The 13,391-nt window shown below is 43.5% G+C and carries 15 protein-coding genes; 4 read left to right on the top strand and 11 right to left on the bottom strand.

What is annotated here, in order from left to right:
- Nucleotides 1-298: 298 nt before the first annotated feature.
- The 3 genes from E4T80_RS10080 to E4T80_RS10070 all read right to left on the bottom strand — a co-directional run bounded on the left by E4T80_RS10080 (nt 299) and on the right by E4T80_RS10070 (nt 2,078).
- Nucleotides 299-631, bottom strand: a complete 333-nt coding sequence (locus tag E4T80_RS10080; RefSeq protein WP_135058034.1) for a hypothetical protein — start codon at nt 629-631, stop codon at nt 299-301.
- Between the two features lies 1 nt (nt 632).
- Entirely contained in the window at nt 633-959 is a 327-nt protein-coding gene (locus tag E4T80_RS10075; protein WP_135058032.1) for a hypothetical protein, read from the bottom strand.
- A gap of 237 nt (nt 960-1,196) precedes the next feature.
- Nucleotides 1,197-2,078, bottom strand: a complete 882-nt coding sequence (locus E4T80_RS10070; RefSeq protein WP_135058030.1) for a phage antirepressor N-terminal domain-containing protein — start codon at nt 2,076-2,078, stop codon at nt 1,197-1,199.
- Between the two features lie 351 nt (nt 2,079-2,429).
- On the opposite strand from E4T80_RS10070, the gene E4T80_RS10065 reads away from it, so the two are divergent.
- Complete coding sequence (locus E4T80_RS10065) at nt 2,430-2,744, top strand: type II toxin-antitoxin system RelE/ParE family toxin (RefSeq protein WP_135058028.1); 315 nt, start codon at nt 2,430-2,432, stop codon at nt 2,742-2,744.
- Nucleotides 2,734-3,027: an addiction module antidote protein gene (locus E4T80_RS10060; protein WP_077463886.1), complete on the top strand. Its 294-nt coding sequence runs from the start codon at nt 2,734-2,736 to the stop codon at nt 3,025-3,027. The genes E4T80_RS10065 and E4T80_RS10060 overlap by 11 nt, the downstream gene beginning before the upstream one ends.
- A 40-nt stretch (nt 3,028-3,067) precedes the next feature.
- Here E4T80_RS10060 and E4T80_RS10055 read toward each other — a convergent pair whose 3' ends face one another.
- Nucleotides 3,068-3,436, bottom strand: a complete 369-nt coding sequence (locus E4T80_RS10055) for a surface-adhesin E family protein (protein ID WP_135058026.1) — start codon at nt 3,434-3,436, stop codon at nt 3,068-3,070.
- A gap of 12 nt (nt 3,437-3,448) precedes the next feature.
- On the bottom strand, nt 3,449-3,814 hold the full coding sequence (locus E4T80_RS10050) for a hypothetical protein (RefSeq protein WP_135058024.1): 366 nt from the start codon (nt 3,812-3,814) through the stop codon (nt 3,449-3,451).
- Nucleotides 3,815-3,953: 139 nt separating this feature from the next.
- Here E4T80_RS10050 and relB point away from each other — a divergent pair, with 139 nt between their 5' ends.
- Complete coding sequence (relB, locus tag E4T80_RS10045) at nt 3,954-4,190, top strand: type II toxin-antitoxin system RelB family antitoxin (protein ID WP_135058022.1); 237 nt, start codon at nt 3,954-3,956, stop codon at nt 4,188-4,190.
- Nucleotides 4,159-4,437, top strand: a complete 279-nt coding sequence (locus E4T80_RS10040) for a type II toxin-antitoxin system RelE family toxin (RefSeq protein WP_135058020.1) — start codon at nt 4,159-4,161, stop codon at nt 4,435-4,437. Before relB ends, E4T80_RS10040 begins: the two co-directional genes overlap by 32 nt.
- Before the next feature lie 11 nt (nt 4,438-4,448).
- On the opposite strand, the gene E4T80_RS10035 is transcribed toward E4T80_RS10040, so the two are convergent.
- The 6 genes from E4T80_RS10035 to E4T80_RS10010 form a co-directional block, all read right to left on the bottom strand.
- Nucleotides 4,449-5,345: a hypothetical protein gene (locus E4T80_RS10035; protein ID WP_135058018.1), complete on the bottom strand. Its 897-nt coding sequence runs from the start codon at nt 5,343-5,345 to the stop codon at nt 4,449-4,451.
- Between the two features lie 31 nt (nt 5,346-5,376).
- On the bottom strand, nt 5,377-5,577 hold the full coding sequence (locus E4T80_RS10030; protein WP_135058016.1) for a hypothetical protein: 201 nt from the start codon (nt 5,575-5,577) through the stop codon (nt 5,377-5,379).
- Between the two features lie 77 nt (nt 5,578-5,654).
- Complete coding sequence (locus tag E4T80_RS10025) at nt 5,655-6,029, bottom strand: hypothetical protein (RefSeq protein ID WP_135058014.1); 375 nt, start codon at nt 6,027-6,029, stop codon at nt 5,655-5,657.
- On the bottom strand, nt 6,007-6,195 hold the full coding sequence (locus E4T80_RS10020; RefSeq protein ID WP_135058012.1) for a hypothetical protein: 189 nt from the start codon (nt 6,193-6,195) through the stop codon (nt 6,007-6,009). The genes E4T80_RS10025 and E4T80_RS10020 overlap by 23 nt, the downstream gene beginning before the upstream one ends.
- A gap of 57 nt (nt 6,196-6,252) precedes the next feature.
- On the bottom strand, nt 6,253-6,567 hold the full coding sequence (locus E4T80_RS10015) for a hypothetical protein (protein ID WP_135058010.1): 315 nt from the start codon (nt 6,565-6,567) through the stop codon (nt 6,253-6,255).
- Nucleotides 6,568-6,648: 81 nt separating this feature from the next.
- Complete coding sequence (locus E4T80_RS10010; protein WP_135058008.1) at nt 6,649-13,329, bottom strand: LPD3 domain-containing protein; 6,681 nt, start codon at nt 13,327-13,329, stop codon at nt 6,649-6,651.
- Nucleotides 13,330-13,391 lie beyond the last annotated feature (62 nt).

Genomic DNA, 13,391 nt, shown 5'->3' with positions numbered 1-13,391 from the left:
CCAAAATAAGAAAATAGTTTCGGCATACATTGCATTTTTTCGGCATACATTGCAAAATAGGCTAAATATCTATTTGAATTTAAATAGAAAATTCTCACCAAGAAAAACGAGTAATTTTTATGCAAAATCTAGAAAAGTGAGTATCTAAAAGGCTTGAACCGCTAAAAACGTGCCGAAAAAACAAGAGATTTCTATAAATTTCTCGTCTTTTTTATCAATAACTTACAAAAAGTTTCGGCACGTTTTTTCGAGATAAAACAGCTAAAAAGCCCTGCGTTACAGGGCTGATTTTAACTTTTTATTTCTTACAACAACACGCCTCGCAGTCGTCTTCTGTCGGGCAGCCGATGTCTTTGAAAGCGGCTTCGGTGAACTCCCATTTCACACACGCACCGGCAGGGAATGTTTTTGCTGCCGTGCCGTCTTTTCCTCTTTCAATTTTCACATCGTTGCCAAATACCGAGACTTTGACAATCTCTGCGCCGGTGCCGTCATTGATGACGAGATAGCTATGCTTGTTGCCCAATCGCTCCGCTAATTCCCTTGCGTTTGTGATAGGCAATAATCCGTCTGTGGCATTCAGTTTTTCGGTGAGGCTGGTACTAAAGCCGTTCAAAAATTTGTAGTTCATTTTAACACTCCAAGCATTCAGTTGAGGTAAAGTAGCCGTTTTCGCTGCTGCCTATTTCGCAAGTGCAGCTATCGACGTGAATCGGTACGCACATTGGTTTGCACCCTGCGATACGGATAATCCCTTGATAACGTCCTTTGCGTGCCGTGTAGATTGCCTCGTCCCACATAAAGGTTACTTGATTTTCATCGCTTTCAAAGGCAGGGTAAGTGATGGTGGTATCGCCGCCGACACGGGTCAGCTCGATAGTGATATTGTCTGTGTTGCCACAGTTATCAATTTGAAAGGTGGTTTTCGCCACTTTTCTATTGATGAGTATTGGTCGCATTGTTGCTCCTTATTAAATGAAAAAACCGCTTACATTGCTGCAAGCGGTCGGTTGGGTTAAAGTTTTTGCGATTGGCAGGTTTTGCCGTCGCAGTCGTGGGTTAAATCAAGATAGTACGCCGAAACAACCACAAAGCCGAGCAGGATATATTTGAGCATTTTTCGTTCCTTTTGCTGAATTTAGGGTGCAACAATCCCCTGCCGGATTTCCTAGGAAATAGCAGTCAGGGGTTTGGGGTTAAACTCTAACGATTGCCCCTAAGCCTTGCGGTTTGTAGTTCCGTAGGGTGTTGAGGGCTTTGTAGTAGTGAGGGTCTTCAAACGGATCGACATTGCAATCTGCTAGCATCGGCTCAACTATCCGTTTAAATACGCCTAATGTCGTTTTATATTCTGTGGAACACCCATAGGTTTGCGGGGCATAGGCTGAACCCAGTGCGTGAAGCGGTTTATACAGTTTAGAAAGTAGCTCCACGCAGTTATACAGGGCATACCACATACTGACTATTCTTAGCGACTGTTGTCTGTCAAGTGCCAACATCTGTACTTTCGGTTCATCAATAATCAACTCCCCTTCCAAGTACACTTTATGAACATACTCTACCGCCATTGGAATTTGTTCCGGCGTAAGTTCGTCAATGTGATTGACATTAAAACGCTGATGAACAAGAGCGTAAGCATCGGAATAGATTAAGCCTTTCTTGCTGACTAATTGACTGACTGCTTGGCGTAAGCCGGTACGTTCGTCCGTAGTGGTTTTGCGTTCGGCTTTGCCCTTAAACCAGTAATCCGCTAGAGCTTTGTAGCACTCTTTTTTGTACATTATCAACGTTTCTCGGATTTCGGGTTTTACCCGTTTCACATCAATGCCAAATAGCCAGCCGTTGAGATAGTCGATAGGGAGGCAAAGAGTTTGTTGTTCTCCACCATTTGAAGGTATGGTTATGATAACCATACCTTGAGAAAGCACTTCATCACGTTTAATTCTTGAGTATTGAGCTTTCCAATCCAAACCTATATTGTCGCAGATTGGCTTCATTGCGGTGTAGAAAATACCGTCTTTTTCAAACGTAACTAAAGATTGGTTATGAAATTGAATAGTAGATAGCTGAGTAGTCATTTTAGAGTTCCTTTTTGATAGGATTTTCCCCTAACTGAATAGGGTGATCGGCGGCTCAAAACTAGCTCTAAATCTAGCGGAGTTATTTCCTTACGGTATTATATTCCTCACACCGCCGACCATAGATTGAAATTATTTATTTTTTGGATCGCAATCTTTGGGTAAAAAGAGAAATTGCAGATACAAAAAAATCACGCTGACGGGGTGAATTTCCGTTTAGAGAAAAGGCTTTTGAGACCTTGGGGGCAAATACTACTCTCTAATTTTTGCTCTGTCAAATCCCCCAAGATAAATTTATCTTGTCTTGCTGTATCCAAAACTATACAATATGGCTAAATAAAAGAGGCGATTATGTATATCATTGAAGAAACCGATATATTTTCCAACTGGTTAGCAAATCTCACCGATGAACTGGCGATAGTAAATATTGTTGCCCGTATCGAGCGCGCCAAGCTAGGCAATTTCGGCGATCATAAATCCGTAGGCGATGGTGTATTTGAAATGCGCATCACAAAAGGAAAAGGTTATCGGCTGTATTATGCACGCAAAGGCGAAATTACTTATCTTTTGCTTTGTGGTGGTGATAAATCAACGCAAGATAAAGATATTTTACAAGCTAAGGCAATATGGACAGAACTCAAACAGGAGCTTAAAAATGACCATTAAAATCCAAGAATTTGATGCCGCACGTTATTTAAAAAATGAAAAAATGATGGCAGCTTATTTAGCAACCGTTCTTGAAGACGGTTCAACCGAAGAATTTATTCAAGCACTCAATACTGTTGCTCGTGCAAAAGGGATGACGGAATTAGCTGAAAAAACAGGTATTGGGCGAGAAAGCCTTTATAAAACGTTATCAAGCGAGAAACCACGCTTTGATAGCATTATGAAAATCATCAATGCACTGGGCTTAAATGTGTCTGTTACGCCTAAAACGATGAGTGCGTAAACAAAAAAGCCCCTTACAGTCAAGGGGCTTAGAAATAAAATTATTTCTTAGAGGATTTATAACTACAAACAGCTTTCAACATATTTTCACCAACAGAATCAGGAATTGGTTCGAAAAATCCAGTAGGATAATTTTGGTTTCTAGCTATAGAGCCATCTTCCTGATAATCTGTACTTTGAACTACATTTAATAAATCATTTTTACAATCTGTTTTAACTTTATATATTGAGTAAGATGTTTTTTCTATATCACCTTGAAGATAAATTGGCTGAGGATAAACATATCTTATCCAAATACCTTGATTAGTAACCCTACCAATATAGACACCAGGGTACTTACTAGGAATCCAATTCGTAGCCATTGAAGCAGAAGAAATACACAATAAAAAACATACTAATAACTTTTTCATAATTAACCTCAACTAATAGCAACCATTCTTCTTACGACAAGGCTTTACACCATAGGAGTCAAATTTTTGTCCTCTAGAGTTTGTACCGTAATAATGAGTTGAGTTACCTTGCCTAACCATTGTTTCATTCCAAGAGTTACCTTTTTTCGATCTGCCTGTGGCATATGTGGTATTACCATAGGTAGAATAGTTAGATGACCATCTAGCCCCTGTTCTACTATTGTAACTACTGACATTTGTATAGTTGCCACTTTTATTAACATAGTGAGTATTTCCATTATTGCTATAACAAACCTTATTAGATTTTGTTCCATAGCATTTTGCATTGGCAATACTTGATAATAAAATGACAGTTAATCCTAAAATTAATTTTTTCATATTAAACTCCCAATAGAATAAGACCTATCTCTATTCTACACCAAGATCCGAAAATAATCGCTAGGGTTGGCAAACAAAATACTTGTATTACAATAAATACATTCTTATAATTTATCAACAATACAGAGAGGATAACATTATGGCATTAACGGTAAGATTACCTAACGAACTTCAACAGCGTTTAGATTATTTAGCTACACAAACAGGGCGAGCCAAATCTTTCTATGTTAAACAAGCATTAGAAGCCTATTTGGAAGATTTGGAAGATTTACTCTTAGCCAATGCGGTTTTAGAGCGAGTTCGTGCAGGTAAAGAAAAAGTATATAGCCTAGAGGACGTTGAAAATGAGCTTAATTTGGGCAATACAGCTCGCTGATACAGCCAAAAAACAACTGACAAAATTAGCAAAGAAAAATCCTCAACAAGCCCAACGTATTCTGAATTACCTGAAAGAACTCCAATCACTCGAAAATCCACGAGACCGAGGCAAAGGCTTAGTCGGCGAACTCTCCGGAATGTGGCGTTATCGTGTCGGTGATTACCGTATTATTTGCCATATTGATAACGGCAAGTTACTCATCACCGCATTAGAACTAGGACATCGGCGAGAGATTTATCACTAATGCCCTCTTGCCTACGTCCACAAATTGTTCGCAAATGCCGGTATGTGGTGGGAATTTAAAGCCCCAAACTGCGCCATATTCATATTGCCTAACGCTGCCCCAATATTACTCAATCCGCCGACGGCATTCGACCAACCTTCATACGGGTTGATTGAACCGGCTGCGGCGGCTGCCTGTTGAGCTGTATGCAAGGCATTAAGGCTATCGGCAATCCGCCCTTGGAACATTGCATTCCATTTGTACATCTCCTCCCGATATTGGCTTTCACGTTGATGTTTGCGTTCTTCCTCCATTCGGATCGCTTGATTGGTTGCCAAGACCGCCGCTCTCGCTTCCGCAGCGTGTAATTGCCGCAATGCAGTGCGGGTTGCACCGACACAGTGGATATGGCTTTCCCGCCGCACCTTATCCCTTGCCCGTGAAAACTCACTGCGGGCGGTCGCAATCGCCCGATTTTTTGCCGTCTCGTAGTCAATTTGGTAGCCCCGTTGTTCACGCTCACTGGCATCATTTAACATTCGGATTTCAATCGGACGGCTGTTGTCGTACCAATGGTTGAAAAATTTATCCGATTTGTCTTTTTGGTTATGCCAAATTTCATCGAACCGACTCTGTGCTTGTTTCGCCACATCGTGCTGTTTGTCGGCAAGGTAAAATGCCGCCGCTTGTTGAATCAGGGCGATAATGAGGTTGTTGCGGGCATTGATTTTCGCCGATTCAAAATATTTACAGGCATAATCCGCCATTGCCTGTGCTCGCATATGTGCCGAACCATCTGACAATTTGGTCTTATCGCCTTGGAATTTAATTTCCTTGCATTGCACGTTATCAAATGCATCCGTTCCCCATAAAATTGCTGCCCCCGCTGCAATCGTGCCAGCGGCGGCAATCAATCCTTCGTCTGCCATCATTCACTCCTTATGTTGTCCTTAATGGTCTTTAATTTTCATTGAAATGGTGTTGGTAGAGATACTCTGCTTTCTCTTTATATTCCATCATTTGGTGAATCAATTCCTCCACAAACTTATCACGTTGTGGAATGGTCTGTTTTTTGTATGCCTGATAAAGCAGCTTTTTGCTGCCGTCTTTATCGGATTGGTCTTTGAGCTTATCAATGACCGGTTTAAACGGGTTTGCCATAAACCTCCTTTGCAAAATTTGGGTAAGAAAAAACCGCTTGCAGTTACCCACAAGCGGTTTTCCATATAAATTTCAATTTACTTTTTATCTCTTCGTAAAAAGGCGACAGCTAGAGAGCCTAGACCTACTGTGGCAATCGCAGTTGCTAGCGTTTCAAAACCTTGCATTGCTGCATAGATTGCCCCAGTTATACTGCCTGCACCGATCAATGTACCCAGTAATAATGCCCCGATACGTTCAATAAAAGTATAATTAATCATCCGGCTATCTTGCTTACGACGATGTTCAGCCTCTTTCTTGGTTTGTTCTACAACAAAATCAACAATATCAGGTCTAAATTGTTGTAAGTGCTCCAAAGACTTCACATCAAGAAGCGGAGTATCCACTTGGCTATGTGAAAGGTGAATTTCGCTACCGGCATTACGAGCCTTAATTTGCGTATTCTTTCCCATAAATTCTCACATTTCGATTAATACCACGTACAACCTCATTACATCCTTTGCAAAGATTTTGGCGATCACGCTCAAAACCGTGGCTAATATCAGGATAATCTGCCGGACTTCTTAAGACGGAAGAAACAATGCTTAAATTAGTTAGCTTTTTCAGTAACGATAACATTTCTATTCCCCTTTTCTTCTAGAACGTGGAACATAGTAAAGTCAAAGGTATTACTTGTCAAATAACCTCTTTTTTGAGCTGTAGCATTTCTACCACAACATCTAACGTAAAGAATATATCTTTTCTGTGCTCTAAAGCAATTTGACCAGAGCTGGTTAAACTCTGTTTAACAGACGACAACAACTCAATCATGTCTTGCACTTTATCTTTTACTTCATCATTAGAGGCTAACGGTAAAATTAATGTACGAACAACCATATCCAAGCCAAGTACACGGTTAAATAAAGCATCATAACGCTGTTCATTACTTTTTAAGAAGTGATTAAATTCAGCTCGTGTAATGTAGTTTTCACCCAATTTCATTTCTGGCATATATAGCTCCTTTGATTTCATATTCTGCAATATATGAACTAAGTTGTAAAGAGACAACCGCACCCGAAGGTGCGGTCTCGGTTACGGCGTTCTGACCGTATGCAAGTCTTGTTGTTTACGCCACTCATAAACCATTTTGCGATGAATACGCTCAATGTTTTGGTTGTAGCGTTGTAAGCGGGTTGCGTAGGTTTCATCACTGATTTTGCCTTTGTCTTTGTTCAACTTCGCTTTCAATTTGCGAAACCGGTTAATTTCACTGTCCGCTTTTTGATTCCACAACACCGCCCGCATTTTTTCCGGTGTCCGCCATTGTGCTAATGTGCCGTTTTCTTTGTGATAGTTAAATTCCTTCATCAATTCCTGTGCTTCGCCTTTATATTCGTAGTACAGGTTAGATGCGCGGTTTTCGCCTTTAATCCCAAAGAAATCCTGCACAATCGGCATTATCGTGCTTTTGCCGTGCATTTCGCGATTAGGATTTTCAATCACTGCACTGGCAAAATCCCCCAATACCCCCATCATTCCCCGATAAGAATCAAAGATATGTTTGTAGGCTTCGGGGTGAGCATCAAAACCGAGATTGTCTTGCATCCATTTTGCCGTCTCCTGCCAAAATTCCGCCGTGGTTGATTTCGATTGCTGTGAGAGCAATTTATCGCCTTGAACAAAGCTCGGTTTAATGCGGTTACCAAACGCATTCCGATCCATCACCCATTGCGTGAGCGATTTAAACATTGTCGGCGTGAGTGTATCCGCCAGCTTCTCAAGCGGGTATTTCGAGGCAGAAATCTCACTCGGTGAAACAGGCATTACACTTTTCGCATTATGCGCCACAATATTGGCAAACGCATCAGCAGCGGTAATCTGATTGTTCATCAATGCAACAAGATTGACGGCTAAGTTATTCACCACCTGCGGTGCACCATAGCCGACCGGCACACGAATATAACGGTCTTTTTCTCCTGTTGGAATCAGTATCTCACGAGACAAATCCCCATTTGCAAACATTCGCTTGCCGGTTTCTTCGTCCTCGTCGTCTAACGACATCAACAGCGACCACACTGCCATTGCCATTGTGGTTCTGCCGGCAAGGTAAAGCCAACCTTGTTTGGTACTCATCATTTGGACAATGTTTTTCCCGCCTTGTAGGGTCGGATTCAAGAACATATACAGCGGTTTGAAGTGTTTCGCCGCCCAACCTTGCTTACGGAAATTGGACAGGTTCAACACTATCGCCGCCGCCCGCTCTGCCGACACACCTTCGGCTTTTAAGGCTCGATAAGCAGCAAGAGAAGAGACATAGTCAAATGTTCCGTTCCACAATGCCACTAAATGCTTCGCACCTTCCACAAAACGCCCTCGCGGGTTGTTGAGCTTCTCAATTTCCGAGACCAAATCCTTTTCGGTACGGGCAAGGTAGGTACTGTAATTCGACACGCCGCCAAGTTTAATCAGCTCTTTCAAATCCCGTTGATATTCATCTTTTGTATTAAGATTTTCCGTATCCCCTTTTGCCAATGCCTTGGTTGCTTTCATCAAGCGGGCCGTTTCTTTCAGGTTATACAGTGCCGAAAAGGTTTTCCGCCCAATCCGATTTTTCGCTTTTTGGGATAAATCCTTACCGTCTGCGCCGATAATTTCACGGGTCGTCAGCAACGCAGATTTTTCCCACACATCACGAATCATATTTTTCGGAGCAAACATCGGTTTGAATTGTGTTACACCTTGAGCGTAGAGTCCCGTCAGGGTTTTAATGCCCGTCAGCGCAAAGAATTTCCCCAATTTATAATCGGTTTCGTTCCGCTGGCTGCCCTTTAAGGCTGTAATCACCGCCTCCGGTAAACGATACTCATAATAGACATTGCCGTATTTGCGAATAAGTACATCATCACTCGGACGGGTTGTGCCTTTGAAAATTGCCCGCTCAATCCCCGTGCGCGCCGCAACGGCTTTCTTTGCCTGTTCATCGGATTTCCCCGCGTCTTTTTCTTCCGATAGTGCCTGCTCGTACACCTCATTGACTTTATTTTTAAACGGCTGCCACGCATAGTTGGCGATGGTTTTATCCAACATCTTATACACCGCGTCAATCGCCCCTTCGGCTTCCGAATTGGTGCGCCCTTTCTGCGCTTTATCCCGTGCGGTATTTACTCCACGCTGACTTGCGCCGCCGATGAAATCATCGTTATCCGCACGGTCAGGGTCGCCGGTCAGCGGTACATAATCCGGGTGTTTACGGTATTCCGCCGCTTGTTCCGCCGTAATTCGGTTGGCCTCCACATTTTTGGCAATGTTCCACGATACCGCTTGGCGAATCGGTTTCGCCGCCTGCTCCATTTCTTGTGCAGAAAAGTGCTTTTCGGCTTCCGCCATAATCGCTTGTGCGTGTGGAATCGACCAGCCCGCCACCCCGACTTTACGTTTTACCACAAAATCGCCGTGTTCATCGGTTTCCCAGTTCTTCAGCTCAATATCGTGTTTTCGGTCAAGGTAACGGCGTTCGGCCCGGCGATAGGCTCGGGTCGCTTCGGCGTAGCGTTTATCACTGCCTTCCTCTGCTAATAAGGCTTCACGCTGCGCCACCTCCATTGCCGTTTTAGCCTCCTCCATCGCCTTTTGTTCACGGGCTAAAATCTGTCGGTTACGGGTAATTGACCATTTCGCCGAAATATAGCTTTCAACAACGTGCTTCGTCCAATCCACCTCTTTTTTATGTTTCTTGGCCAGTGCCGCAATATTTTGCTGCAACGGTTTCAAAAAGCGTTGGCTCACTGTAGCATTTAAGGCGTGCCGAATACCATCTGCGCGGTCTAACTCCGACAATATATCCACCTGCTCCGCCCGACTTAAATCGAGCCCATTCACCCACTCAACAACCGGACGGGTTTCATCGGTCAGCAAGAAGTCAGCATTGCGAGTAAGCGTTTTCCACGCCTCGCTAAAGTTGCCCGATTTGATATTACCGAAAATGGTCGGATCGTCATTATGCTCAATCTTACCGGCTTTGATGGTATCAAGGGTTGATTGCTTACGGGAATAACGAATGTCGCCCTCATTTTCGGCGGTTGAATTTTCCTTACGGCTATTGAAATTTTTAATCTGTTGGATTAGACTTTCAACATTAGCTCTGTGAAGCCCGACGAGAGTTCGTTCGTCTTGAACGGAAGCCGTCAATTCTGGCACAGAGCTTTTTTGATCACCAATTTCAATTGTTTCTACCGAATAAATTCGGTTTCCAGAATTATCTTTAAATTCCTTAACAGTCAATTTTGCCAGCTTTATCACACCATCAATATTTAGTGGTGCAAACATCTTATGTACACCAGCGATACTCGTGTTATCAACAGATTTAGCAGGCTCAATCCAACCATCAATTGCGTTTTCAAATAGCTGATCAATATTGGCTACTGCCATTAAATGATCGTGCGTACTTGATGATTTATGAGACGCTTTACCACTTACTAATTTATCTAATGAGCGTTTAGAGATTGTCGCAATCATTCCCGTTTCTTTATTTACTAAAGGCTCACCTAACAATTCTGTTACTGCTGCACGAGCTTCATCGAAACTACTCGCCATACGTTTTGGCACAGCATTAGCAAACTCACTATCTGGGTTTTCATTTAAGGAATAGCGACTTTCTACATTGCTCTCACCATTGTAAGCGGTCGGTTCTGCCTGATTTTGTGCAATATCCGCAATACCTTGTTTAATCCCGCTTAATGTGTCAAACACTTGGCCGGTCGTCATTGTTTGGCTCACATCACGGCGGATCACCCCACCGATCAGACGGCGGAACAGGTTGGCGATTTTAGCGAGAAAATCCCGTACGTTATCCTTACCTTTTTTCCAGCTTGGGGCAATCCGCATATGGTAACGACTTTCCAATGCCGCCCAGTTGCCTGTTTCGGTCGTCGCATAGAGTTCAGCCATTGCCTCTTCAATAGCCACTTCACGGGAAAGCGTCTCACCCAATTTCGCACGTTCAGCTTGAATACGGCGAGCTAATACGCTAACGACGGGATTTTTGCCTGCACTGGATAACAGATTTTTCAGTGCTCGTCCGTATTTCATTCGCACACCGGCGTGTGCCAATTCGTGCCACGCCACCCACGCCAACCGTTCATCTCGCGAGAGTGTCTCGGTTTCAGTGATATTGTCGCTAATCAGATAGAGTTTTTGGCTGCCAATATCGAACCAACCTTCTATCCCCTCTTCCGCCAGTTTTTTCACATTGTGTCCGGTCGGAATTTCAGTGTTACTATCGACTATATAAACGTGGCGAGCCGTCTCTTCACCTAAAATGCGTGATAGGGTTTGTTGGTCTTGTTCAACTTGATTGACAACGTTGTCATAATTGGCTAAATTAACGCCGTTCTCTGCAACCACGCCCCTGCCTCTTTGTGAGTGAGCGTGCGTATCGTTCAGTTGGCTGGTGTTAGTCGGTCGCCCGAGTTCAAGGGCGGTGTCATTCGACAAGCCGTTAGGATTAGCGAACTGTTCCGAATCAGAAGCCACGTTTGAAGCACCTGCCTCATCACGCTGGAGAGTACGATGAGTGTCAGTAGGGCTAGTTGTAATGAATTGCGGTCTAGTCGCATCTTCAAACACTTCATACCCCGTTAATACCCACGCATTACTTCCCTTATTTTTTGTCAAAATAGCTCTATGCGTTTTCTGATCTGTTGGGCGAGTATAATTTAGCTGCAACCGTTCCGAATTATCTTTCATTACCTTTTTAGAACCCGTTCCTCTTGCAATCGTATCCACAATATCATTTGTGAGCATTTGCGTAGCTTGATCTTCAGTCAATCCATCCTTACGCATACGGGCTTCAATAACGTGAGAAATCCCTCTACCTCTTGGTTCTCCAAAACGATTTTTGCCTTTCGTTACACCATCATCACCCCATACAAAATCCACCCAGCCGAATTCGCCGTGATACATTCCCCGTTTAACGTCTGCCTTATCCAAAATTGCTTTTGTCATTCTCTCACGTCCACGGGCTATGTTGGCTTCAACCGATTTCATCGGTGAACGGGAAAATAGCACTTGCTGTTCATTATCCTCTTGCTCTCTGCGGTAGAGTTCTTCTGCCAACGTATTATGGTCGGGGAAACGTTCTACAATCCGGCTGTAACGAGCAACAACACCTTGTTCAGATAAATTTTCTGCTTTGCGTTGAGCAAGCAATTCATTCACTTCAGTACGATATTGTTGCAGGCGTTCTTCATTTAATTTGGGCTGTTCAACGGTCTGTTGTTCGCTATTTGCAAAATCTTGCTCGGTTTCGACCGCTTGTGTCGGTTGAGCTTCAGATTGTACCTGCCCTGTTTGAGCTAAATACGCACGGGCAAAATCACGGTATTGGGTATCGCCATAATCTTCCGCTGCCCGTTCGTGGATTTTGCCGTCTAAAATATCCGATTTTAGTTCGTCATACATTTCCTTGTAGTCGGCTTCTTCCGCCTGATTTTTGTAATCAGTCAGTACGGTTTCAAGGGCTTTTTCGTCCACCGATTGCGGGGTAGTTTGAGCGGTGTCGGTTGGTTGTGGTTGGACAGAAGATTTGGTAATGTCGTTTTCAATTTGCGGTTTATCGGTACTCGTTTGGCTTTCTGGTTCACTTCTCAGTTGCGAAGCTGCCGAAATCGTCCCTGACCCTATTCCCAATAATCCACCGACTGCCGCCGAACTCTGCACATTTTCAGTGATATTTTGGTTAGGATCGATTTGAGCATAACCTAGATTTTGGTTAAGTTGAGCAAGGGCTTCTTGCCCTGCTTGTAAAACCGGCTCTTTGATTAGCGTTTTGACTGCACCGCCTAGACCTAATTTACTGCCTAATTTTCCAACGCCCGTCATACTTTCCAATGCGCCAATCCCTGCCGCAGCCGCCGTCCCTACGGCGTGATCGGAAAAGTCGGTCGCATAATCCGCTTTGGCTTGTTCAAAGGTCATTCCGCTTTGCAAACGGGATTGAATTTCCGGCAATGCCATTAGTTGCTCTTTCGACATTGCGTTGATTTTCTCTTGCATACCTAAACGGTATGCGCCCGCTTCCGTGAATGCGCCCGTGCCGCCCATTACCGCCGGCGCAAATGCAAGTGATGCCCCGCCGGTAAAGGGTGCAGCAACCGCTGCCGCCGCACCGGTAGCAAGATAGGGGGTTAATTCTTCTGCCGCTGTGCCGATTAAGGCTCTCGGATTATTCACAAAAGACTTTACCGTTGCGCCAAATTCACTGCTGCCGTTTTGTTGTAAGGCTTGTTGCTCTTGCTGTTGCAGATATTGTGAGATTTGCGCATTTGCCCCGCTTTGCTTGCGGTGTTCTTCGGCAGCCTTGATATTATCTTCCGCCCATTCGGGATTAAATGCAGCTTGGATATTACCCGCAAACTTTTCAAACCCTGCACCGATTTGATGCCCAAAGCCTTTTAGTTGATCTACAAAACCTTCTTGATTGCGTGGGTCGGCTAAGCTATTAAATTCAGCATTGATTTTAGCTATCTGCTCACTGGAGTAGCCATTTCTGATATATTGTTCATTCCAATCATTTTTGAAATTTTCAAAGGCTTGAAATCTTTGTATAGGTGTAACATTCGGAAAAGCCGCCATTTGACGATTAAAATCCTCTGCCTGCTTTATTCCAAACCCCGTAACATCTTCTGTTGGCTTTGCCATAAGATCAAAATAGGCTTTCTGTTCCGGTGTCATTGAAAAATTCTGAAATTCATTGAGCTGAATAGTATCTGACATAAGGTATCCTTAAATTTTAGGTATAAAAAAACCGCCTGTCTTGCGACAAGCGGTCAGGTTTC

The sequence above is a fragment of the Muribacter muris genome, assembly GCF_004569585.1.
Classification (GTDB): Bacteria; Pseudomonadota; Gammaproteobacteria; order Enterobacterales; family Pasteurellaceae; genus Muribacter; species Muribacter muris.
Note: the sequence above shows the minus strand (reverse complement) of the source record. Positions and strands in the feature narration are given on the sequence as shown.